The sequence below is a fragment of the Rosistilla oblonga genome (assembly GCF_007751715.1).
Lineage (GTDB): Bacteria > Planctomycetota > Planctomycetia > Pirellulales > Pirellulaceae > Rosistilla > Rosistilla oblonga.
Map to the genome: position 1 here is coordinate 6,398,516 of NZ_CP036292.1, position 24,547 is coordinate 6,423,062.

Consider the following 24,547-nt stretch of genomic DNA (forward strand, 5'->3'; position numbering starts at 1 on the left):
GAACGGCCTCTTAGCATCTCGCTACAATAACCCAACAGAACCAATGTGGGTCGTTGCCCACACACCAAAGCAAGTACAAAGCACGGAACAGGAACAACGATGAAACTACACAACGCGATGTGGCCCGGACTGGTTGGCAAAGGGACCGACGAGGGACAAGAGCCGCCGATCAGTCTCGAAAAGATGCTCGACCTGACAGCCGCTGCCGAAGTCAACGGACAGAAGTTCGATGGCATCGATTATTTCCTGTTCCTGCCTCACACCAACCCTGAAGCGAGCGACGACGAACTGCGTCAGATCGCCGACCTGATCCAAAGCAAAGGCTTTGCCGTCGGTTCGCTGGTCGCCCCGGTATGGCCCGGCACGATCGGCGATTCCGCGATGGGAACCGCCGAACAACGCGAAAAGTTCCTTTCGGCAGTCAAGATGGCCTGCCGCGTCGCTGGCATCTTCGATAACCATGGCGTTCGCAAATACGGCGTGATCCGCATCGACAGTGCCGAATTCGGCGTCGAAAAGTGGAAAGAGAACCCGTCGGCCAATACCGCTCAAATCGCAGCGACCTTCAAAGAAGCTGCCAAGATCGCCGCCGATCACGGCCAGCGTCTGGCTGCCGAAGGCGAGATCTGCTGGGCCGGCATGCACAGCTGGAAGGACATGTTAGACCTTCTCGAAGCGGTTGGGATGCCAGAGAGTCTCGGTTTCCAAGCCGACCTGGCTCACACGTATCTGTACCTGATGGGCTACAACGCCGCCGAACACGCGCTGCTGCAACCGGGCTACAGCGACGAAGAGTTCTACGCAGCTTACGAGAAGATGACCGACAAGCTGCGTCCTTGGACGATCGATTTCCACGTCGCCCAAAACGATGGCGAAGTCCACGGTGCCGGGTCGCACGACAAGACGGGCAAGCACTGCCCGGCGGACGACCCCAACGGCAAATTGGACATCGTCCGATGCGCCAGCTACTGGCTCAAAGACGCTTCGTCGCGCGGCATCCAACACATCTGTTGGGACGGCTGCATGTTCCCCAACGCGACGCTGGAAGATCCCAAGACCTGGAACACGATCCTCGACACGATGATCAAGGTTCGCGACGCCAACACCAGCTTGGTGTAACACCCGCGGGCTGCCGGCCGCCTTTCGCTCTGCGAAAGAGCGGTGGTCGACGCACTTTCGCGGTGCGAAAGACGACCATCACGGCAAGCGACGCTTGGCAGCCGATCGGCATTGAATAGACCCTCACAACACTTTAGAAACGAGACACCACCAACATGAAAAACGTCAACATCGGAATGATCGGTTACGGTTTCATGGGCAAAGCGCACACCAACGGCTACGCCCAAGCGAACCACTTCTTTAAGCTCGGCCACAAACCGGTCCTCAAGGCGCTGTGTGCCCGCAACGCGGAAAAGGCTCAAGAGTTTGCCGACAACTGGGGCTACGAATCGATCGAAACCGACTGGCGTGAACTGCTGAAGCGCGACGACATCGATGCCGTCGACATCTGCGTGCCGAACAACTTGCACAAAGAGATCTCGATCGCCGCTGCCGAAGCGGGCAAAGCGGTTCTGTGCGAGAAGCCGTTGGCGATCGACGTCGCCGAAGGCGAAGCGATGTGCGAAGCCGTCGAGAAGGCGGGCGTGCCGAACATGGTTTGGTACAACTACCGCCGCGTCCCCGCGGTTTCGTTGGCCAAGCAGATCATCGATGAAGGTCGCTTGGGCAAGATCTTCCATTACCGCGCCAACTTCTTGCAAGACTGGACGATCAACGCCGACGTCCCTCAAGGTGGCGCAGCGACCTGGCGCCTGGATGCCGAAGCGGCCGGCAGCGGCGTGACCGGCGACTTGCTGGCCCACTGCATCGATACAGCGATCTGGCTCAACGGCAACATCAAAGACGTCTCGGCGATGACCGAGACCTTTGTCAAGGAACGCATGCATGCCGAAACCGGCAAGAAGGAACCTGTCACGATCGACGATGCCTGCATGTTCCATTGCCACTTCGAGAACGGCTCCCTCGGTCTGTTCGAATCGACGCGATACGCCCGCGGCCACAAGGCGCTCAACACGCTGGAGATCAACGGCGAACACGGCAGCCTGGCTTGGGATCTGCACGACCTGCATCGCCTGCAATACTTCAACTACGCCGACGACGGGATCGTCCGCGGCTGGCGCGACGTCCACGTATCCGATGGCGACCAACCCTACATGGGCAACTGGTGGGTTCCCGGCCTGAACATCGGATACGAGCACAGCTTCATCCACCAAGTCGCCGACTTCTTGAAGAGTCTCGACGAAGGAAAGCCGGTTCACCCATCGTTCCGCGACGCCCTGGAAACCCAAAAGGTCTGCGACGCAGTCCTCAAGAGTGCCAAAGAACGCGCTTGGATGGACGTCTAAGCAGCCATCGTCAGCGACGGCTGGAACCGAGGCTTCAGCCGAACAGATCCGCGTCGCGATCTGTCTCTTTACACCGCCGGCAGCTCTTTCCTGCCGGCCTCTGGCCAAATCGTGCCATCTCTGCCGCATCGGTTCGCCCTGCGGTTTTGGCACCGGAGGAAGTCGGCTGAAGCCTCGACTCCAGCCCGCGCGATCGATCTGGGCCCCGCCGCGTTGTATACTGGGATCCGCTGCAACGACTACACCCACCCCATATCCCACCTTCACAGGAGCCCATACCGATGTTGAATCGACGCGCGATGTTGCGAGTTGGAGGTACGGGGATGCTGGGGATGTCGATGCCCAAGTTGATCCGCGCCGCGGAACAGACGCGGCAGATCAAGCCGAAGGCGAAGTCGGTGATCTTCCTGTTCCAGTGGGGCGGGCCGAGCCAGTTGGACACGTTCGACATGAAGCCCAACGCGCCGGCAGCGGTACGAAGTCCCTATCGGCCGATCGCTTCGAGCGCCGATGGGATCGAGGTCTGCGAGTTGTTGCCCAACATGGCCAAGCAAATGCATCATGTGAGCTTGATTCGCACGATGACTCACAAGATGAAGAACCACGCCTCGGCTGGCTATTACGCCCTCAGCGGTCACGAACCGCCAAGCGATGACCAACGCCTGCGTGATTCGCTGGATCTCTTCCCGGCCTACGGCAGCGTCGTCGACCACCTGCTGCCAAGCGATTCGGGCATGCCGTCGTTTGTGTCGTACCCTCACGTGATCCGCGACGGTTCGATCGTCCCCGGCCAACACGCCAGCTTCCTCGGCAAGGGACACGATCCGCTGCTATTCCTGGAAGACCCGAACGACAAAAATTTCCAGCTCCCCGAACTCAGCCTCCCCGACGGGCTGTCGATCGATCGGCTGCATCGCCGTCGCGAAATGCAACAGCTTGTCGACAGGCAGATGCGGTTGATGGAGCATTCGGGCGAGGCTCGCGGCTTCGACCAATATTACGAGCGGGCGATCTCGATGCTCACATCGGACAACGTCCGCAAAGCGTTCGACTTGTCAGCCGAACCGACAGCCGTTCGCGAGGCGTACGGCCGGACCAGCTATGGGCAGAGCTGCCTGCTGGCTCGGCGGTTGGTTGAATCGGGCGTGAAGTTTGTCACCGTCTACTTCTCCAACAGCATCGGCGGTCGGCGCGTTGGGCAGGGAGGCTGGGATACCCACGGCTTCGACAACACGCGGATGTATAAGATCGTCGACAAATACCAAATGCCGCTGACCGACCAGACGCTGCCGACTCTGATCGACGACCTGCACCAACGGGGCCTGCTGGACGAGACGCTTGTCGTCTGGATGGGAGAATTTGGCCGCACGCCGGAGATCAACAAGAACGTCAGCCGCGACCACTGGCCCCAGTGCTACACCGCGTTAATGGCAGGCGGTGGCGTGAAGGGAGGCTACGTCCATGGCAAGTCGGACGAACGGGCGAAGTTCCCGCTGGAGAAGGCAGTCAAACCGGAAGACCTCGCCGCGACGATGTATCAATTACTGGGGATCGATCCCAACACCGAGATCTACGATCGCGACAACCGACCGCTGATCATCGGCGGCCGACCGCTGTACGACGTCATCGCCTAAGCGCGTTTCGACCAGCGGCAGCGCGGTGACGATTCAACACACCCGCCCGGCGGAGCCGGGAGGGTCGGAAAACGTGCGTTTAGCAAGTTTTCCGGGGAGGGCCGACCGCGCATCCTCGAGGCTCGACACACACTGACGCCCCTCCCCGAACGTTGCTGCGCTCGTTCGACCCTCCCAATCAAACTTCGTTTGAGGGAGGGTGAAGTGTTGCACGACTGCACCCGCTCGGCGAAGCAGGGAGGGTCGGAAAACATGCGTTTAGCAAGTTTTCCGGGGAGGGCCGACCGCGCATCCTCGACTCTTGACTCATACAGCACTCCCCTCCCCGAACATTGCTGCGATCGTTCGACCCTCCCGATCAAACTTCGTTTGAGGGAGGGTGAAGTGTTGCACGACTGCACCCGCCCGGCGAAACAGGGAGGGTCGGAAAACGTGCGTTTAGCAAGTTTTCCGGGGAGGGCCGACCGCTGGGTCGAACGGCGGCAATGCGATTGGCGTCTGGACGACGCGTCGTTACTTCGACGAGATCACGGGCAACTGTGATGGAGATCGTCCGCCTGCCGCCGCCGGTGATTCGCCTGGATCGGTCCATTTGGCCTGCGAAAAGGCTTGCTGGTCGTAGGCGCCGAAGTCGCTGAAGCAGAACTTCTTGGCTAACCGATAAGCGAGATTGCGTTCGGGAATCTCATTGCCCGGAACGTATTGGCTGCGGCGCGGCTGCATCGCCTTCAGCTCCTCGATCGCAGTTCCACGAGCGGTCGTATCGCGGGCACCGTGCTTTTCGGCGATCTGGACCAAGATGTCGGGACGCTCCATCACGACACAGCCGCGCGTGTTCTGCGCTGTCATGTGGCGGAAGTCGCGCAAAAACTCCGACTCGTTGAACTTGTCCTTCAACGGCCGATCGTCGTGGATCGTTTCGGCAGCCAATTGAATGATCGGGCAGGGCTCGATATCGCCCCATGGGCCGATGTGGTGCGTGAAGCCGGTGACCGCCGGGCAGAGAGCATTCCCCGCGCCGTCGTGGTAGGCATCGACAACGATGATCGGTTTGGTGGCTCGCGTGTCGACAACAAACTGCCGCACGCGGCGCTGTTGGTCGCTGGAGAGCGAGAGATCGGGACTGGCATCGGGACCGCAGGGACGATAGACGTGGAACCAACAGTACATGACTCCCATCTCGATCAACCGATCGACCCAGGCGTCGTTGACAAGGTCGTCGATATTCGTCTGACAAACGCTGGTACAGACACCCACCATCAGATTGTGTCGCAGCGCGGTCTTGATTCCTTCCATCGTCTGATTCAGAACGCCCTCGCGGCCGCGGCGTTGATCGCTGATGATCTCGCTCCCCTCGACACTGATCAGCGGCGTGACGTTCCCCAACCGATGCAGCTCCGCCGCGACCTCATCGGTGATGAAGTGGCCGTTGGTGAAGACCTGGAAATAGGCGTCCGGATGCGACCGGAAGATCTCCATCAGATCCTTGTGCATAAACGGCTCGCCGCCGAGGATTCCGAAAAACGAATTCCCCATCGCCTTGGCTTGCGTGATCGTCTTGTTAGCCGCCTCGACCTCGATCCGGCTCTGCTTCGCCCCGACGTCGACCCAACAGCCTTGGCAGCGGAGATTGCAGCTGTTGATCACCGACATATATAAGAACGGCGGAAAAAACTCGCCTCGCTTCAGCCGCCGCTTGTGCTTGTGGACACTGCGAAATCCCTTGATGCCCATCAACCAAAACAGCTTCCACAGCAAACGCTTATCGGTTTCCAAAGCGAGCCGCTTGGCCATTCGCAGGTACATATCAGCAGATCCGAATTCAGGGGGGAGAGTTCAGGCAAGTGAGCGACCGACCGAGCCGCCGATCGCAAACATCAACTATAGCCTGCCAGTGCGGCAAATAACACACCGAGGCGACGCCAACCGCACCGCTCGCACACAGATCCCAACGCGTGGGTGGTAAGCAAAGGCGTCAGCGGTGCAGGGGGGTGAATGGGGTAAACGCACTGGCAACAATCAATCGCGGCGAGCCATGCCCCCCACCAGCCTACCCATTCCGCAGCACCGTTATATTAGGAACCACAGACCCCGCTTGAGAGCCCTGGTTGGAATTAGCCCGATGTTCAAAGGCTTTGATTCCCATTACAACTTACGGTACAAAATTTCCTGCTAACAACGTCAGCACTGGATAGGCCGGTGCCTTCGTCGCGCGAACGCGTCTCCATTCTCAGTCAAAACATGGAATCTAACTCTTCGGAGCCATCGCTGTCCTTCAGCGATCTCGATCTTTCGCCCATCATGCTGCGGGCGTTAAAGATTTGCAAGTTCGAGAACCCCTCACCGATCCAAGCGGGTCTAATCCCGCTTGCCCTGGAAGGGGAGGATGTGATCGGCCAAGCGAGGACCGGCACCGGCAAAACCGCCGCCTTCGGCATCCCGATTCTGGAACAGCTCGATCCGCTGGAGGATCACTGTTTGCCACAAGCCCTGATCCTCGTGCCAACTCGCGAACTGGCCGACCAAGTGGGGCAAGAACTGACCCGGCTAGCCAAAGGTGTGCCGACCAGCATCGCCGTCCTGGCGGGTGGCAAAAACCTTCGCAAGCAAACGCAACAGTTAAGCGATGGCGTGCAGGTTGTTGTCGGAACGCCCGGTCGCGTGCATGATCACTTGCAACGCGGAACCTTTAAGACGCACGACATCTGGTGCGTTGTGCTCGATGAAGCCGACCGGATGCTCGACATCGGATTCCGTCCGCAAATCGAACGCATCTTGCGCAAATGCCCCAAAGACCGACAGACTCTGCTGCTGTCGGCCACGATGGCGCCGCAGGTTCGGATCTTGGCCGAGCGGTACATGTACGAACCGAAGACTGTCGATTGCAGTTCGAAGGACATGTCGGTCGAAACGATCGAGCAGCACTACTTCACCGTCGCCGCTGACAAGCGACTGGAACTGTTGATGCGACTGCTGGACCGCGAATCGCCCGAACAAGTGATCATCTTCTGCCGCACCAAGCGCGGCACCGACAAACTGCATCGCAAGCTGAGCGAGAAATACGACGGCGTCGGTTGCATGCATGGTGACATGCAGCAACGAGAGCGCGACCGCGTGATCAAGCAACTGCGCAGCAAGGACCTGAAGGTCTTGGTAGCGACCGATGTCGTCGGCCGCGGAATCGACATCACGACGATCTCGCACATCATCAACTTCGACGTCCCGCAAGACTGCGACGACTACGTCCATCGCGTCGGACGCACAGGGCGGATGGGACGCGATGGCGTCGCCTTCACGTTCATCGTGCCGGGCGAAGGAGATGTGCTGACCTCGATCGAGCAACGGATCAACAAGCAGTTGATCAAAGACGTGATGGATGGCTTCGACCACCCAGTCCCCGTCAACCGAGTCGCGGAAGCCGAAGAGGCAGCAAAGCCAAAGGAGCCGAGCCGCCCGAAGCTGAACCGGATCGTTCGCCGCACGCGGAAACGCTTCTAAACGATACCGCGATACACAGCACTGCAGCCCGGATCCGCCGGGCTACCCGCTCTCTATCTGGTCGCATCGCTGACCAGCCTCTCTCGCGGCAGGCCGCTAGCGCCCCCAAAGCTGCCGCCGCTCGGCAGCTGGATCTCGCAAACATCCTCACGCGAACCACGGCAGCCAAGCACCGCGGTCCCAAGTCGCCAAGCCTTCTATTCGATCGGCGACTTCCAGAGCTTCTTGCCCATGCTGGGGTTGTAGTTCGTCCAGTTTTTGTCGCCGCTGATGTCGCTGTCGATGATGCTGGTCGCGGCAGCTAGCTTGGCGTCCAGATTGTCCAGGTGATGCAGCGCGATCGCTTCGCGCGTCAGCGGTACCTTCGGGCTGCCATATTCCAGCAGGCCGTGGTGGCTGAGGATCAGATGCTCCAGATGCCACTTCAGCTGCACCGGGAACGGCGACTTCGTTTCGGCTTCGACCACCGCGATCCGATCGGCCAGGTACTGGACGCCGATCACGATGTGGCCGACCAATTGGCCGCGGTCGGTGTAAGTGAGCTCGCCGCCCGAGGAAAGCTCTTCGGTCTTGCCGATGTCGTGCAGGAAGGCACCGGTGGTCAGCAGATCGATATCCAATTGCGGATAACGCGGCCCGATCAACTGAGCCAATTCGATCAGGTCGACGGTGTGCCGCAGCAAGCCGCCGGGAAAGGCGTGGTGATTGGTGACTGCCGCGGGGGACTGCTTGAACCGCGTCATAAACTCTTCGTCGGCCAAACAGGCATCCAACAACTGACGCAGGTGAATGTTGCGGACACTCCCCAACAGTTCCTTCAGCCGCGCGAAAGCCTGCTCGCTGGCCGAGGCATCGAACATATCGAAGTCGGCCGGATCGACCTGCGACGGATCGACGGGACTGATCCCGGTCACGATCATCTGCATGTTGCCGTTATAGATCTGCGTGCGGCCTTTGACATGCAGATATTCGCTGTCTTGGCAGCGCTCGAAATCGCGATCCTCCGCGTTCCAGAACATCCCGGTCAGGGTCCCCGTCCGATCGGCCAGCTTCAGCAAAATATACTTGTTCCCCTGCCGATTGGCTCGCAACTGCTTATCCGCAGCGCGGTAAACGTCGTCAACTTGGGTTTGTTCAGACAACTGGTTGATAAAAAGCCGCTCAGACACCGATCACTCCTTGGATATTTACGTAACGTTTCCCGCCGACCAACGTAGAATGCCCCAACGCCGCTGCCAAGTGCTGGCCCGATCAGAATCAGCCGCCGCAGCGGCCACAATCGGCAAATTTCGAGCGATAGTGGGGCCGGAACCGGCATTCCCATTGCCTCGACCAGGTCCAATCCAGTGCTTGTGTTTCGGCAGATTAGCTGGCACGCGATTTCGCCGGGCTCCGGTGGATGATCGGAGGCCAGCGAGTGCCGGCTGATACATCAAAATGAAACACCGAATAGCCCGGGGCCTAGTCCCCCAACCATCGGAATGTTCCTACAATATTCCGTTTGACCAATTCACTCTTTATCTGAAGCCGAACCTGCCGTGAACAAAGCACCGAAAACCGCGATCACGCCCACCCGCGTCGACGATTATCCCGAATGGTTTCAACAAGTCATCAAAGCCGCGGATTTGGCAGAGGTGTCGCCGGTTCGTGGATGCATGGTGATCAAACCGTGGGGATACGCGCTGTGGGAAAACATGCAGCGTGTTTTGGATGACATGTTCAAAGCGACAGGGCACCAAAACGCCTACTTCCCGCTGTTCATTCCGATGAGCTTTCTGGAGAAAGAGGCGGAGCATGTCGAGGGTTTCGCCAAGGAGTGCGCTGTCGTTACGCACCACCGCCTGGAACCCGACGGCAAGGGAGGCCTACAGCCAGCCGGCCCGTTGGAAGAGCCGTTGATCGTCCGCCCAACCAGCGAAACGATCATCGGGTCGATGTATGCGAAGTGGGTGCAGAGCTATCGCGACCTGCCGATCTTGATCAACCAATGGGCAAACGTCGTTCGCTGGGAACTGCGAACGCGGCTGTTCTTGCGCACGGCCGAATTCCTGTGGCAGGAAGGGCACACCGTTCACGCGACCTCCGAAGAAGCGTTGGAAGAGACGCGGAAGATGATCGACGTCTACGCCGACTTCGCCGAGAACTGGATGGCGATGCCGGTCATCCAAGGCGAAAAGACACCAGCGGAACGCTTCCCCGGCGCGGTCTCGACCCTTTCGATCGAGTCGATGATGCAAGATCGCAAAGCGTTGCAGGCCGGAACCAGCCACTTCCTGGGCCAGAACTTTTCGAAGGCTCAAGAGATCCAGTTCCAAGACCAAGACGGCAACATGCAGTTCGCATGGACGACCAGCTGGGGCGTTTCGACGCGACTGGTCGGTGCCTTGATCATGACTCACAGCGACGACGACGGCTTGGTCCTGCCGCCGAAGCTAGCTCCATCGCACATCGTGATCCTGCCGATCTATCGCGACGACGAACAACGTGCGGCGGTGCTGGAATACGTTGGCAAGCTGCGTGAAGAACTGTCGGCGCAATATTACAGCGGCCGACGGATCAGCATCGAAGTCGACGACCGCGACATTCGTGGCGGCGAAAAGAAGTGGTATCACGTCAAGCGTGGCGTCCCGTTACGACTGGAGGTCGGCCCGAAAGACATCGACAAAAACGCAGTCTTCGTCGGCCGCCGCGACACCGGCGAAACCAAGTCGATGGATCGCGATCAATTGGTCGCCGACGTCATCGGGATGCTCGATTCGATTCAGACGAACCTGTTCGACCGAGCACTCAAGATGCGAGAAGAGAACACCCGCGAGATCGACAACGTCGACGATTTCCGCGCCTACTTCACCGCCAAGAATCCCGACCGACCGGAGATCCACGGCGGCTTTGCCAGCTGCTACTTCAGCAATGAAGACGACCTGGAACCGCTGCTGAAAGAACTGAAGGTGACGATCCGCTGCGTTCCGCTGAAGGACAACGACACGCCCGGCACCTGCTTCCTGACCGGTAAGCCCGCCGAAAAGAAAGCGATCTTCGCAAAGGCCTATTAAGCAGCAAGAGAAGAGATATCTAGTTTAACCGCGCGGGCATCGCCCCGCGCTTTCCAGGGCCACGCGGCCCGATGGGCTCGCGGTTAAACGAAAAAACACAATGCGATCTGCTTAAAGAAGGCTGCGTCGCGAAGACCACCGTCGACGATTGCGAGCACCGGAGCCGCGGATGCGGTCGGTGCTTTGGGAATTTATAGCGGACGGTTCGCGCGAGAACCGGACGCTAACGGCTTGTCGGTTTAACCACAACGAGCTTCTCTGCATTAGCCGTTTGGGCGTTAGCCCCGGTTTAGCGGCGTCGGAACCGGGGCTAACGCCCAAACGGCTAATTAAACCGACACGCGGTATCGCGAGTGTCGCGGCGCGGTTTAGCCCTTAGCTTTTGCCTTGGCCCAGCTGTCGCGGAGGCCTACGATCTGATTGAAGACCGGCTTGTCGGCGGTCGAATCCTTGTCGACGCAGAAGTAACCCTTGCGTTCGAATTGCACGCGATCCTCCGGCTTCAGTTCGACCAGGCTCGGTTCGACCATCGCGGTGATCGTCTTCAACGAGTCTTCGTTCAAGTGATCCAAGAACGATCCGCCCGCGTCGTTCTTCTCGGGGTTCTCGACCTTAAACAAGCGGTCGTACTGACGCACTTCGATCTCTTTGGCGTGCGGTGCACTGACCCAGTGGATCGTCCCTTTGACCTTGCGGCTCGACGTGTCGGCACCACTTTTTGTTTCGGGATCGTACGTGCAGAGGACTTCGATCACGTTGCCGGCGTCATCTTTGACGACATCGTGGCAATCGAGGATATAGCCGTAACGCAGTCGCACGGCGCCACCCTTCTTCAAACGGAAGAACTTCTTCGGTGCTTCCTCTTGGAAATCGTCCTGTTCGATGTACAGCGAACCGCTGAACGGCAACTGCCGCGTGCCGGCGGTGGCGTCTTCGGGATTGTTGATCGCTTCGACCATCTCGACCTTCCCCTCGGGCCAGTTGGTGATCGTCAGCTTCAACGGATCGAGGACCGCGTTGCGTCGCGGGGCAACTTTGTTCAAGTGCTTGCGGAGCGCATTTTCCAGTCGCCCGGTGTCGATCATCGAGATGAACTTGGCGACGCCGATGTCATCGCAGAAATCGCGGATCGATTCGGGAGTATAGCCGCGACGACGGAGGCCGCAGATCGTCGGCATCCGCGGATCGTCCCATCCGCTGACGTGCCCCTCGTTAACCAACTGCAACAGTTTTCGCTTGCTCATCACCGTGTAGGTCATGTTCAGCCGGGCGAATTCGATCTGCCGCGGATGATGGATCTCCAACGATTTGCAGAACCAATCGTAAAGCGGGCGGTGGTTTTCGAATTCCAACGTGCAGATCGAAAACGAGATTCCCTCGATCGAATCGCTCTGCCCGTGAGCCCAGTCGTACATCGGATAGATGCACCACGTGTCGCCGGTGCGATGGTGGTGAGCCCGCGAGATGCGGTACATGACCGGATCGCGAAGATTCAAGTTCGGCGATGCCATATCGATCTTCGCCCGCAGCGTCTTGCTGCCGTCGGGAAACTTCCCGGCTCGCATGCCGCGGAACAATTCAAGGTTCTCCTCGGGCGTGCGGTCGCGGCCCGGGCTCGGTTTGCCCGCTTCGGTGATCGTGCCGCGGTATTCGCGCGTCTGTTCGGGAGTCAGATCGCAGACGTACGCCTTCGAATCGACGATCAACTTCTCCGCCCAATCGTACAGTTGTTCGAAGTAATCGCTAGCGTAGTGCAGCGAATCCCACTCAAACCCCAACCAGCGGACGTCGTCCATGATCGCATCGACGTATTCGGTCTCCTCTTTCGACGGATTGGTATCGTCGAAACGGAGGTTGCACTTGCCGTTCATTCGCCGGGCTAGACCGAAGTTCAGACAGATCGCCTTGGCGTGGCCGATGTGCAGGTAGCCGTTCGGTTCGGGCGGAAACCGGGTCTGCACGGTCGTGAAGCGACCGGCGGCAAGATCTTCTTGGATCGCGGTTTCGACGAAGTTCAGCGGACGGGCTTCAGGTTCGTTAGCCGAATCGTTCACGAGGGGACACTCCAGGCGGGGTCGAGCAGACGTAAAATCAGTACAGATCGGTAGATTATGACGACTGGGGCAGGCGTTCCGAAGGGGACTACCGCAGCTCGCCAGTCGCTCCGCCCTGCGACTCTTGCTTGCTTTCGATCTCTTCGAGAACCAGCTTCAAGGCAGCCCGAGCGCGACTCAACCGACTGCGGACCGTGCCGATCGAGATCTCCAGAATCTGAGCGATATCTTCGTACGCACAGTCCTGCATTTCACGCAATACCAAGATCACGCGATGGTCTTCGGTCAACTGATCCAACGCCGTGCGAACCGTTTGCACGCGGTCGTCGCGGATCATCGCGGCGTCCGGCGCGTCGACCTTATCGACCGGTTCGATCCCGCCCGATTCGCGAGCGTGTTCCAACGAGACGGTGCTCCGCTTGCGACGCCGGTGGCTCAGAGCGCTGTTAAACGCGATCCGGTACAGCCAGGTAAAGAACTGGCTTTGCCGTTGGAAGGTGTGAAGCTTGACAAACGCCCGCACAAAGGCGTCTTGGACGACATCCTCCGCGTCGTCGGACGACCCGGTCACCTGCAGCATCGACGCGAACAGGCGATCCTGGTAGCGGCGTACCAATTGCCCAAAAGCCGCTCGATCACCCGCGAGCGCCTGGTCGATGAGTTTTGAATCGTCGTTCACGCGCAGAGGAGAGGTGGCCGGTACGGAAGGGGGGGAGCGGACGTTACCTGCTTTAGTTTAGTTCCGCCGCGCCGTTGGAACCACTATCGCTTAAATGACGCTGCAGATAAGAGGCCCGTTCGACGTTCCGGTCGGCCGAACCAAGCGTGCGGCCGCGGAGTTTCTGCAGATGCGCCGGCTGGGTGTGGATAAACAACTTATTAATCGTCGTGATCGGCAGGTCGTCGATCAGCCCCAGATTGATCCCCATCCGGACCTTCGACAGATAATGCATCGTCTCTTCGCTGCTGATCTTCTTGGCCGTGGTCAGGATCCCGCGAGCCCGACTGACGTCGTCGTGCAGATCCTGTTCGCTCTCTTCGACCAAAAATCGCCGCGCCCGCCGCTCGTAATCGATAAGCACCGGGATCACTTCGCTCACCTGTTGGACCAACTCTTCTTCGCTGCGGCCCAAGGTGATTTGATTGCTGACCTGGTAGAAATCGCCCATATACTGCGATCCCTCGCCATACAGACCGCGAACGGTCACGCTGATCTTCTGCAGGCTGCGGAAAACCTTGTCGATCTGGCGAGTGATCACCAGCGCCGGCAGGTGCAACATCACGCTGACCCGCAGGCCGGTTCCGGCGTTGGTCGGGCAGGCGGTCAGATAACCGAATTTGGAGTGAAACGCATACGTGATCTCGCCTTCGATCAGATCGTCCAAAGCGTTGACGGTCTGCCACGCCTCTTGCAAGCTGAGCCCGCTGTGCATGACCTGCAACCGCAGATGATCCTCTTCGTTGATCATCACGCTGAACTGTTCGTCGGGATCGATCGCGACGGCTCGCGCCCCTTCGGAATCGGCCAGCTCGCGGCTGATCAATTGGCGTTCGACGAGGAATTGGCGGTCGACCTCCGAAAGATCGTCGACCATCAGATAGCGGACATCTTTCCACTGGGCCAATTTTTCCATCTTGCCCCGCACGGTCCGTTCGATCGCTTGGCGGTCTTCGGGGCTACATTTCTTGATGAACGGAAAACCTGCCAGATTGCGAGCCAGCCGAATCCGGCTGCTGATCACAATATCCGACTCCGGCCCGGTACCGCGCAGCCATTCGCCGCATTGTCCCGCCAATTCATCCAACTTCGGATCCATGTCCACGTGCGTACCTTCAGTGTTTGATTAGAGATCGCTCGACGTATCCGATTGACCCGATTCCAAAGTGCGAATGCGATCGCGAATCTCCGAGGCTCGCTCGTAGTTTTCCTTTTCGATCGCTTCCTCCATCTCGCGGCGCAGCTGAATCAATTCGGCTTGCCGATCGGCCGATGGAGCCAAGCGGGTGGGGCGTTTCCCCTTATGTTCGCGCGAAGCATGGATGTTGATCAACAGCGGTTCAAGATCCTTCTGGAAGACCGTGTAGTCATACGGACACCCCAGCCGTCCGGCGTTGCGGAATTCATAGAACGTGATCCCACAGACCGGGCATTCCTGCTGGTCCAATTCCGCCAACTCCTCAGCCGTCTGCCCCAGTTTCAGCTGCTTTTCCAGATGATCGGCAACCAAGCTGGTGGGCGTCGACTGCTCTTTGGACAGATAATGCCGCGCGTGTTCTTCGCAAAGATGCATCACCTGGGGACCACTTGGCTCGGTCAATTCAGTAATGTGAAAGGTCGCTGGCTTTTCGCAGTGTTGACACTTCATCGTTCACACGCCTTTCTCAAAACACCATCCTTATTAAGATATCACCTGCAATAACAGGCTTGCCGATTCTAACTGTCCCCCTTGAACCGTCAACCAACGCAACCGGCTGGTAGCGACCGGCGGCATTTCGCCCTCGCCGTTGTCTATTGTACGGGGCCGGGACGAATTACACGATCAGTCTTCAATCGAATCTCTCGAACCCGCCAGGCGGTCTGACGCTCTATGACAGCAAATTCCGCCAATCCTCGGTAAACGCAATGCATACGCCCAACGAAGATCAATTCACCCATCTGGCCAGCACCCACGATCTGGTCCCGGTCTCCCGCCGTCTGCTCAGCGACAGCTTAACGCCGGTGAGCGCCTTTCGGCTGTTGGACAACGGCCGCAGTGCGTGTCTGTTCGAAAGCGTGATTGGCGGCGAGAAAGTCGGCCGCTTCAGTTTCCTCGCCGTCGATCCGATCATGCGGTTCTGCGCCCACGGCCAATCGGTCTCGATCACGCGAGGCGACGCTTGCGAAACAAAAACCTGCGACGATCCGCTGGATGAATTCCGCGGTCACTTGGCTGGCGTGACCTTTGCCGACACCGGCGACCTGCCTCCATTTGTCGGCGGAGCGATCGGATACGCCGGCTACGATGTTGTCCGTTACGTCGAAAACCTTCCCAACGCTCCCGAAGACGATCGCCAGCTGCCCGACCTCGATTTCGGTTTCTACCACACCTTGGTCGTTTTCGACAACGTCACCAAGACGATGACGATCGTCGCCGTCGCCCGTCCCGCCGATTTCGATTCCCCCGCGGAAGCCTATCGCGACGCCAAGCAACGGATCGATGAAACCGTCGCCCAGCTGTCGCGACCGGTTCCGCACCTGGAAACCGCCGACGTCGAACAGAGTCACGACGAGCAGCTGGATATCTCATCGAACTTCACCCGCGAAGGTTTTGCCGACGCGGTCGAGAAGTGCCGCGAATACATCCGCGCCGGCGATATCTTTCAAGTCGTCCCCAGCCAGCGGTTTGCTGTCGACACGTCGGTCGATCCGTTTGAGATCTACCGCTCGCTGCGAGTCGTCAATCCAAGCCCGTTCATGTTCTACATGCGGACTCCCGAATGCACCCTGATCGGTTGCTCTCCCGAGATCATGACGCGCGTGGTCGATGGTGTCGTGACGGTCCGCCCGCTGGCCGGCACCCGCCGCCGCGGCGCAACCGAACAAGAGGACCTGGCGCTAGAAGAAGAATTGCTGTCGGATCCGAAGGAGCGAGCCGAACACGTGATGCTTGTCGACCTGGGGCGCAACGACATCGGCCGGATTGCAAAATTTGGAACCGTCGAATTGACGGAGGTGATGGTGGTCGAGCGATATAGCCACGTGATGCACATCAGCAGCGAGGTCCGCGGCGAATTGCGAGACGGGCTGGACGCGTTTGATGCTCTGAAAGCCTGCTTGCCCGCCGGAACCGTTTCGGGCGCCCCGAAGGTTCGCGCGATGGAGGTGATCGACGAACTGGAACCACATCGCCGCGGCCCCTACGGCGGCGCCGTCGGTTATATCGATTATCGCGGCAACATGGATACCTGCATCGCACTGCGAACGATGGTCGTGCAAAACGACAAGGTCTACGTCCAAGCCGGCTGTGGCGTCGTCGCCGACAGCAATCCCGACGCGGAGTATGAAGAAACGGTTAACAAAGCCAAAGGCATGGTCCGCGCGATCAGCCTGACTCTGTCTCGATTGAACGCAAACAAGCGGAACGCGTAGTCGACCGCGCCGCCAAGGCGGCCGATTCTCCAAACTCTCGCTGCGGCAAACTCTTCTCGCGGCAAAACCGGCTGTTCTCCAATACACTTGGCTTCCCGCTGCCCCCTCCAGCGGACGGCAAACCCCGCCATTGGGATCGTATTTAGCGCAGACCTTCTTGTTTGACGCGCCCGTTTGCGACGGCGCAACTAAACGTGTCCTATCTTTGCCAGGACCTTGATTCACACTGCGACGCTCCGACGGACCGGTTCGTTCGATTGTGATGATTGTCGGTTGGCACCTGCCCTGGCTGCTGCCGTCGATCGCAGGCCCGCCCCCCCTTCGTCGTAACCGTAGAGTAAATAGGCCGCTTTGAGCGAAGCACTGATTCACTGCTTTCCGAACCGCATTTGCAAACCGCCGTCAGGCAGTCTGTTGTGCGTCGGTTGCAATGGCGCAAGCTGGACCCAGAGTCGACAATAATTTTTCGCCGTTAAGACAATAAATGACGTAATGAATAGACAAACCATAGGCATCATGTGCCTAGCTGCCGCGTTCCTAGCGAACGTTGCAGCCGTAGTTGCGTCGGACGGGGCTGCTGCAAAACACAACCGATCGCATCTCGATCTCCCCACGGCAGCGATGCCGATGGCGGGAGAATTGCGCGCCGCGGGGCTGTTCCCCGATTCTTTGATCGCCTTGAGCGGTTGCCATTTCGTCGCCCATTCGACAGCCAACATCGCTTCGTCAAACATTGTCGGACGCTCTCGAGTTTCCGACTTCTCGATTTTCTTAGCCTATCTCGCGATTCCAGCCACCCTCGGTTTCTACCTGCTGTGCCGCAAAGACTGTCCGGTCTCCAGCGCGCTGTGGATCTTTGCCGGCTTCATGCTGGTGAGTGGTCTCAGCCACCTGGCGCAGACCGGCCGTGGATGGTGGCCCGCCGATCGACTCTCCCAACCATTGGAGACGCTGACCACACTGGCCTCCTGTTGCACGCTGATCGCCTTGGCTTGCCTGATGCCAAAACTGCGTCCACTGTTGTCCCAAGCCGAATTGGTCCGGCAGCTGCAGCGCCGAATGACGAAGCTGGACTTCGCCATCGAAGCGGGCAACCTGGGCGTCTGGGAATGGAACATCACCGAAGACCAACTGGATTGGGACGCCAAGACGCGACAACTGTTCGATACCGATCCCGACGCCAGCAACCTCCGTTACCAAACGTTTCTCGATGCCTTACATCCCAGCGAACATGAACAGGTGCGCCGGCGGGTCGAAGCATGCATCGCAACCGGAACTCATTACGACACGACACACTGCGTCGTTCATCGCGATGGATCGATCCACTATGTCCATGTGTTAGGGAAGCACATCAACGACAAGGGAGAACCCGAAAAGTTCATCGGTGTTTGCATCGATTGTACCGAAGCTCAACGCCAGCGCGACACGCTTCAGGCGAGCGAAAGCAACTTCCGAATGACATTCGAAAAGATCGCCTTGGGGATCGCCCACGTAGCGCTCGACGGGCGGTGGATTCGCGTCAACGAAGGGATCTGCAAAATCCTCGGCTACAGCAGCCAAGAACTGCTGGCCAGCTACTTCCAAGACGCGACTCACCCCGACGACCTCGGCAAATGCTTGAACTTAGTAGAGCAAGCGATCGCGGGGCAGCGTGATTCGTTTTCCACTGAAAAACGCTACATCCGCAAAGACGGCTCACCGGTCTGGGTAAACGCAACGGTATCGCTGGTCCGCGACAGCAGCGGCGATCCGTCGCATTTGATCGGCGTGGTGGAGGATATCCAACGCCGCAAGGACGCTGAAAAAGCGTTGTGCGAATCGTCCGAAAGGACCCGCGCGATCTTAAACTCCGCTTTCGACGGGATCTTGACGATCGACCGGTGCGGCACGATCGGGATGGTGAATTCGGCTGTCGAACGGATCTTCGGGTTCACCGACAAAGAATTGATCGGCACCAACGTGAGCAAGCTGATGACCTGGCCGCTGCCTCCTGAACACAACAAGACGCGCGAGATCATCGGCACGCGTCGCGACGGAAGCAAGTTCCCGTTGGAGTTTAATACAACCGAGGTGGGGCTGAGCGGGTCGCATCTGCTGACCGTCTCGGTCCGCGATATCACCGAGCGAAAGCAGGCCGAAGAAGCACTGCAGACTGCCAAGAAAGCCGCCGAAGATGCAAGCATTGCCAAGAGCGAATTCTTGGCCAGCATGAGCCACGAACTACGGACTCCGCTCAACGGCGTGATCGGAATGACTGAACTGTTGGCCGACTCCACGCTGGACGAACGGCAGCGACGCTTCGTGACCGCATGCCAAAGCAGCGGCAACGCGTTGCTGACACTGATCAGCGATATTCTCGACCTGACCAAAGTCGAAGCCGGCCGCTTGGAACTGGATGAACATCCGTTCGACCTCCTGCAATTGCTAGACGAAGTCGTCGGCTGCATCCCCCTGCGGGCGGAGCAGAAGAAGGTCGAATTGTTGTACATGCTCGACAGCCCGACCACGCTGAACTTGATCGGCGACAGCCATCGGCTGCGGCAAGTGCTGACAAATCTGTTGGGCAATGCGATGAAGTTCACCGACGAGGGGCAGATCACATTGCGCGCCGAACCGCAACATTTGACCGACGACCGGGCCACGATCCGGTTCTCGATTCAGGACACCGGGATCGGCATCCCCCAAGACCGACTCGACAGGTTGTTCAAATCGTTTTCGCAGGTCGACAGTTCGATCAGTCGCAAGTATGGCGGATCGGGGCTGGGGCTTTCGATCAGCAAAGCGATCGTCGACGCATTGGGCGGCCAGATCGGAGTCGAGAGCAGCGAGGGAGTCGGATCGCGATTTTGGTTTACGGTGACGTTCCGGCACAGCGAACAAGATCCCGATTTAACGCAAGATTGGTCGTTGGGACGCTTGTCGAACCTCCGCGTCCTGCTGCTCGAACCGCAACCGGCGATCCAAGAGATCCTTGTCCAGTTCCTGCACAACTGGGAGATCCACGTCGACACCGCCTCGACCAACGAGCGCGCCGTCCAAAAAATGCAGCGAGCCACGGCGATCGAACGCCACTACGATTTGATCATCGCCGACGAAGCGTTCTGCAGCGAGAACAACGGCCAATGGATTCAACAGCTCGAAGCGCATCGATCGCAAACGGGGAGACCGCTGCCGATGTTCGTGATCGCATCACCGGAGCGTGAAGCGGCAATCGATCCGGCGCATTACGAACGCTGCTTGGCCCGTCCGGTCGGACAATCGCATCTGCTCGACGCGTTGGTCGATCAATTCTGCCGCGGTCCAAACCGACGTGAGGTCTGCGTCGCCGACACCGACTCGGGACAACAACTCACAAGCGACGACACCACCACGACGCGGATCCTGTTGGCGGAAGACAACGCCACCAACCAATTGTTCGCTCGCGAAATCTTGGCTCGCAACGGCTGGAACTGCGATATCGTCGAAAACGGAGAAGAGGTCCTGGCGGCGCTCGAATCCAATCCCTACAGCGTGATCTTGATGGATTGCCAAATGCCGATCATGGACGGATTCACCGCGACCCAAGAGATCCGCCGCCGCGAAGCCGATGGAAGATTGCGGCATACGCCATCGATCGTCGCGCTGACAGCCAACGCGATCCAAGGCGATCGGGAACGCTGCCTGCACGCCGGGATGGACGACTACCTCGCCAAACCGTTTAACCCCGCACACCTGACGTCGGTCACGCAGAGCATGTTAGAGCTCGCTGAAAAACGATCCAAGCGAGCCGCGTTGGAAACTCCAAGCGATGCTCCCTTCCCAGCCGCACCGCTGACACCCGATGCAAACCGCAACGAACGACTCGAACGGATACCACAAATCGTCGATCCCAATCGCGCGTTGACCAGCATCGACACCGCCAGCTTGCAGCATTGACACAAGTTCAAAATTCGTCGCTTCGACGCGGCGAGTCGTTAAAGAAAGTTTCCGACGCGGTGCCGGACGATCGATCGCGCATTACACCTTTCCATTTGCACAACTCACACGACGGGGAGTCAGACCGATGACAAAATCCGCTCTCGACAGCCATCTGGCCGCCGATCGGTCCGTCGTGAACAGCGCGCCTCGAATCCGCAGGATCTGGATTGTGGCGTCGCTCGCTTGGCTGCTGTGCGTCGGCGTTTATTGCTACTGGATGACTGAATACGGACTGCGAGTCAACGACAACAACCTCCAACGGAACGTCGCCACGTGGCCTTCCGACACGTCGCTGCCACGAGACGCTCAAGCCCCGACGCTTGTACTGTTTCTGCATCCGATGTGCTCGTGCAGCGAAGCGACGGTGGAAGAGCTGCACAGAATTGTGGCGGCGGCGAGCAACCACCACAACTCCGCGGCCCCCAAGACACTTATCGTGGGCAGCATGCCAGCTGACAAAATTTCGCGGTGGTCCGAAAGTCGCCTGATCCGGCAGGCGGTCCAACTGCCCAACTCAACATTGCTTCCCGATCTCGATGGCATCGAATGCGATCGCTTTGGGGTCAACACCAGCGGAACCGTAATGCTGTTCGACACCAGCGGCCACAGGTTGTTTTGCGGCGGCGTCACGATCGCGCGCGGACAAGCTGGCGAGAGCCTCGGTGGCGATTCGTTAACCAAGCTGCTGTCCAACGTCGACTTGGCATCCAACGCTCCCGACGGCCGAACGCCTCGCCTTGCGTCACCCGCTTTCGGATGCAAATTACTTTCCCCCAACGGGCCACAAATCGTAGCGAGTTCGGCGTTGTTGGCGAAGGAGACTAGCGAATGATCGACTCGATTGAATCGACGCGAAAATCAGCCCCCAGCCAAGCTGAGCGGGACCTGTTTGATTTACACGCTTTGGCGATCTACCGCCGAACCGATCGCATGTTCGCCTACCTGATGGTCCTGCAATGGGTCGTGGCAATCGCGGCGGCCTATTGGTTTTCTCCGCGGACATGGGACGGCGTCCAAAGCAGCATGCATCCGCATCTGTTGATGGCGATCTTCGGGGGCGGTCTGTTGGCCAGCCTCCCCGTCGCGTTGGCTTGGCGGATGCCCGGCCATGCGATCACGCGATACGTAATCGCGATCAGCCAAGTCCTCTTCTCGAGCCTGTTGATCCACATCACCGGCGGCCGGATCGAGACGCACTTTCACATCTTTGTGTCGCTCGCGTTTCTGGCTGCCTATCGCGATTGGAAGGTCCTTGCGCCGGCAACCCTGGTCATCATCGTCGACCACGTAATTCGCGACATCTGGTGGCCCGAATCGATCTTCGGCGTCGCGACCGCATCGCACTGGCGTTGGCTGGAACATGCCGCTTGGGTCCTGTTCGAAGACTTGGTCCTCGCGTTTACCATCCGGCAGAGCATTCGCGAAATGCGGGCTCTCGCTTTACACACCGTTCAATTGGAACAAGCTCGCCAAGTCGCCGAAGAGGCGAGTTGCGTGAAGGGGCAGTTCCTCGCGAGCATGAGCCACGAACTTCGCACGCCACTTAACGGCGTCATCGGGATGACCGAACTGCTGGCCGATTCTCCGCTGAGCGAACGGCAACGACGGTTTGTTAACGCCTGCCAAAGCAGTGGCGCGTTGCTGCTGAGATTGATCAACGACATCCTCGATTTCTCGAAGATCGAAGCGGGACATTTGGAACTGGAAGAACATCCATTTGAACTGCAGCAATTGATCGAAGATGTCATGTCGGGAATGCCGCCGCGGCTGCACGAAAGAGACGTCCAACTGATCTGTCGACAGGACGACTCGACACCGTTGCACCTGCTGGGCGACAGCCACCGGCTGCGTCAAGTGCTCGTCAATCTGTTGGGCAACGCATTGAAGTTCACCGAACGTGGCGAGATCACGCTCCGCACCGAACGGCAACACATCTCCGACGACCGCGTTACGCTGCTGTTTTCTATCGAAGACACCGGAATTGGAATTCCCGCCGATCGCATGGATCGCTTGTTTCAATCGTTCTCCCAAGTCGACAGCTCGATTCGTCGCAAATACGGCGGGTCGGGACTGGGGTTATCGATCAGCAAGGCGATCGTCCACGCGATCGGTGGCGAGATCGGCGTGGAGAGTCACGAGGGCCTCGGTTCGCGATTTTGGTTCGCGGTCAACCTGCGCCGCGACCACGATGCCACCAACGAATTCGATTCCCCCGCGATGCCTCCTTCCAGCTTCGAGGTCCAACCGGCTCCGCGACACGTGGCGCCGGCACAGGTTCCCTTTGTTCCCGAAGCGGCGGTATCGCTGCCGAGTGAATTCGTTGGTTCCAACCACTAATTAGCGTCCCAGATCCCATCCACCAAAGATTGCCAGCCCGTTCGACCCAGTGCGATTCGAACGAAGCAACCTGATCCAAAATGTTGCCACATCCAAATCCAGATCCCATGAATGAAACGCCCCCCGACCCGATCGCGGACCTGCGGCACAGGTACCTGATTTCGATCGGCGCAATCGTTGTCATCTCGCTGATCGCTCAAACGGCGGTTGCATGGGGCACCGCAGCGTCGATCGGGCTGATCGAAACGATCTTTGCACTGACGATGCTGGCTGTGCTGATCGAAGTCTTCTTTGTCTTCGAGCCGGCAGTGCGAACACTTCAAACTCAGTTCCTCGATCTGCAACGAATGCTTGCCACGGCGCAGGAACATTCCAATCCACCATCCAGCGACCAAGTTAAACCGCAAGAGGTGTTTGCCGTGTACCGCGAAGCAAACGAAACGCCCCGTCAACCGTCGCAGCAAATCGCTGCAATCCTGATCCCTCAAGCCGCCGAAGCAACCGTGATCGAGAACGTCCAGGCCGACCATCCGACTTCCAACGCACTATCGACGAACGCCCTTCCAGCGCCGCGAGAGGATAACGCGATGACACCAAAGATCCTGCTGGTCGAAGACAACCAGATCAACCAGATGCTCGCCCAAGAGGTGCTCGTGAGTAACGACTGGCAATGCGACATCGCCGAAAATGGCGTCGAAGCTCTCGACGCGATCGGTGTCAAATCATTTGACCTGATCTTAATGGACTGCCAAATGCCGGTCATGGATGGCTTCTCGCTGACTCGCGAGATTCGCGCCCGCCAGCTCGACGGGCGATTGACCAGCCGCTGCCCGATCATCGCGGTCACCGCAAATGCACTCACAGGGGATCGGCAGAAATGTATCGACGCCGGCATGGACGACTACCTCGCCAAACCCTTCAACCCCAATCAACTGACCGAGATTGTCGAACAGTGGCTCCCCGCCAACACGCCGCGCAATCCGCCCCGCGCGATCGCCGCCGATCCCGCCCCCGAAGCTCCGCTCCCCTTTGTTCGCCAAGAGTTCATGGAGCGGTGCATGGGAGACCTTGGATTTGCCGAATCGCTGCTGGAGTCATTCCAGTCGGACAGCCTTGCCCGCGTCGATGAGATCGTCCAGCACGCCAGACAACGCAATGCAACCGCCGCCGGCAACGCAGCGCATACGCTCAAGGGCATGGCAGGAATCCTCGCCGCCCATCCGCTTCAATCGATCGCCGCGGACATCGAACAAGCCGGCCGCCAGGATCAACTCGACCAGATCGATGACCTGATCGACGACCTGCAAAACGAGGTCGCCCGCTGCCTCGCCTACATCCCCAAATTGACCCAGGGCGAACTCGAGTCGGCCTGAACCGCGGACCGCACCACCAGAGGGGCACCGGCGAGCCTCCGCCTGGAAACGATCGCGAACACTACCGACCGCATCGGAACCAACTACAATAGACGAGCGGATTTTGC

The 24,547-nt window shown here is 58.9% G+C and carries 16 protein-coding genes; 10 read left to right on the forward strand and 6 right to left on the reverse strand.

Translation table 11 applies throughout. The annotated features are described in order from the left end of the window. Positions 1 to 99: 99 nt before the first annotated feature. The 3 genes from CA51_RS22500 to CA51_RS22510 all read left to right on the forward strand — a co-directional run bounded on the left by CA51_RS22500 (position 100) and on the right by CA51_RS22510 (position 4,039). Positions 100 to 1,119: a sugar phosphate isomerase/epimerase family protein gene (locus tag CA51_RS22500; RefSeq protein WP_197451400.1), complete on the forward strand. Its 1,020-nt coding sequence runs from the start codon at positions 100 to 102 to the stop codon at positions 1,117 to 1,119. Between the two features lie 155 nt (positions 1,120 to 1,274). Beyond that, complete coding sequence (locus CA51_RS22505) at positions 1,275 to 2,405, forward strand: Gfo/Idh/MocA family protein (RefSeq protein WP_145123393.1); 1,131 nt, start codon at positions 1,275 to 1,277, stop codon at positions 2,403 to 2,405. Between the two features lie 281 nt (positions 2,406 to 2,686). After that, on the forward strand, positions 2,687 to 4,039 hold the full coding sequence (locus tag CA51_RS22510; protein ID WP_145123394.1) for a DUF1501 domain-containing protein: 1,353 nt from the start codon (positions 2,687 to 2,689) through the stop codon (positions 4,037 to 4,039). Positions 4,040 to 4,552: 513 nt separating this feature from the next. Here CA51_RS22510 and CA51_RS22515 read toward each other — a convergent pair. After that, entirely contained in the window at positions 4,553 to 5,833 is a 1,281-nt protein-coding gene (locus CA51_RS22515) for a radical SAM protein (RefSeq protein WP_145124303.1), read from the reverse strand. 447 nt (positions 5,834 to 6,280) lie between these two features. Between CA51_RS22515 and CA51_RS22520 the strand changes: the two genes are divergently transcribed. After that, on the forward strand, positions 6,281 to 7,537 hold the full coding sequence (locus tag CA51_RS22520; protein WP_145123395.1) for a DEAD/DEAH box helicase: 1,257 nt from the start codon (positions 6,281 to 6,283) through the stop codon (positions 7,535 to 7,537). Positions 7,538 to 7,734: 197 nt separating this feature from the next. Here CA51_RS22520 and CA51_RS22525 read toward each other — a convergent pair whose 3' ends face one another. Further along, positions 7,735 to 8,706: a 3'-5' exoribonuclease YhaM family protein gene (locus tag CA51_RS22525; protein WP_231745839.1), complete on the reverse strand. Its 972-nt coding sequence runs from the start codon at positions 8,704 to 8,706 to the stop codon at positions 7,735 to 7,737. 369 nt (positions 8,707 to 9,075) lie between these two features. Here CA51_RS22525 and proS point away from each other — a divergent pair, with 369 nt between their 5' ends. Then, on the forward strand, positions 9,076 to 10,590 hold the full coding sequence (gene proS / locus CA51_RS22530) for a proline--tRNA ligase (RefSeq protein ID WP_145123396.1): 1,515 nt from the start codon (positions 9,076 to 9,078) through the stop codon (positions 10,588 to 10,590). Between the two features lie 368 nt (positions 10,591 to 10,958). Here the strand turns inward: proS and CA51_RS22535 are convergent, their stop codons facing one another. From CA51_RS22535 to CA51_RS22550, 4 genes are all read right to left on the reverse strand, one after another. Further along, positions 10,959 to 12,644, reverse strand: a complete 1,686-nt coding sequence (locus tag CA51_RS22535; RefSeq protein ID WP_197451401.1) for a glutamine--tRNA ligase/YqeY domain fusion protein — start codon at positions 12,642 to 12,644, stop codon at positions 10,959 to 10,961. Positions 12,645 to 12,732: 88 nt separating this feature from the next. Then, on the reverse strand, positions 12,733 to 13,323 hold the full coding sequence (locus CA51_RS22540; RefSeq protein ID WP_145123398.1) for an RNA polymerase sigma factor: 591 nt from the start codon (positions 13,321 to 13,323) through the stop codon (positions 12,733 to 12,735). 52 nt (positions 13,324 to 13,375) lie between these two features. Beyond that, entirely contained in the window at positions 13,376 to 14,461 is a 1,086-nt protein-coding gene (locus tag CA51_RS22545) for a protein arginine kinase (RefSeq protein ID WP_145123399.1), read from the reverse strand. A gap of 27 nt (positions 14,462 to 14,488) precedes the next feature. After that, complete coding sequence (locus tag CA51_RS22550) at positions 14,489 to 15,010, reverse strand: UvrB/UvrC motif-containing protein (RefSeq protein ID WP_145123400.1); 522 nt, start codon at positions 15,008 to 15,010, stop codon at positions 14,489 to 14,491. A 257-nt stretch (positions 15,011 to 15,267) separates the two neighbouring features. Here CA51_RS22550 and trpE point away from each other — a divergent pair, with 257 nt between their 5' ends. From trpE to CA51_RS22575, 5 genes are all read left to right on the forward strand, one after another. Then, a complete protein-coding gene (trpE, locus tag CA51_RS22555) occupies positions 15,268 to 16,773 on the forward strand; it encodes an anthranilate synthase component I (RefSeq protein WP_145123401.1) in 1,506 nt (501 codons plus the stop codon). Positions 16,774 to 17,265: 492 nt separating this feature from the next. After that, entirely contained in the window at positions 17,266 to 20,688 is a 3,423-nt protein-coding gene (locus CA51_RS22560) for a PAS domain S-box protein (RefSeq protein ID WP_145123402.1), read from the forward strand. Positions 20,689 to 20,815: 127 nt separating this feature from the next. Further along, positions 20,816 to 21,562, forward strand: a complete 747-nt coding sequence (locus CA51_RS22565) for a hypothetical protein (RefSeq protein ID WP_145123403.1) — start codon at positions 20,816 to 20,818, stop codon at positions 21,560 to 21,562. Further along, positions 21,559 to 23,067, forward strand: a complete 1,509-nt coding sequence (locus tag CA51_RS22570; protein ID WP_145123404.1) for an ATP-binding protein — start codon at positions 21,559 to 21,561, stop codon at positions 23,065 to 23,067. The genes CA51_RS22565 and CA51_RS22570 overlap by 4 nt, the downstream gene beginning before the upstream one ends. A 107-nt stretch (positions 23,068 to 23,174) precedes the next feature. After that, positions 23,175 to 24,440 carry a response regulator gene (locus CA51_RS22575; protein WP_197451402.1) on the forward strand — a complete coding sequence of 422 codons (1,266 nt, stop codon included), beginning with the start codon at positions 23,175 to 23,177 and terminating at the stop codon, positions 24,438 to 24,440. Positions 24,441 to 24,547: the final 107 nt, after the last annotated feature.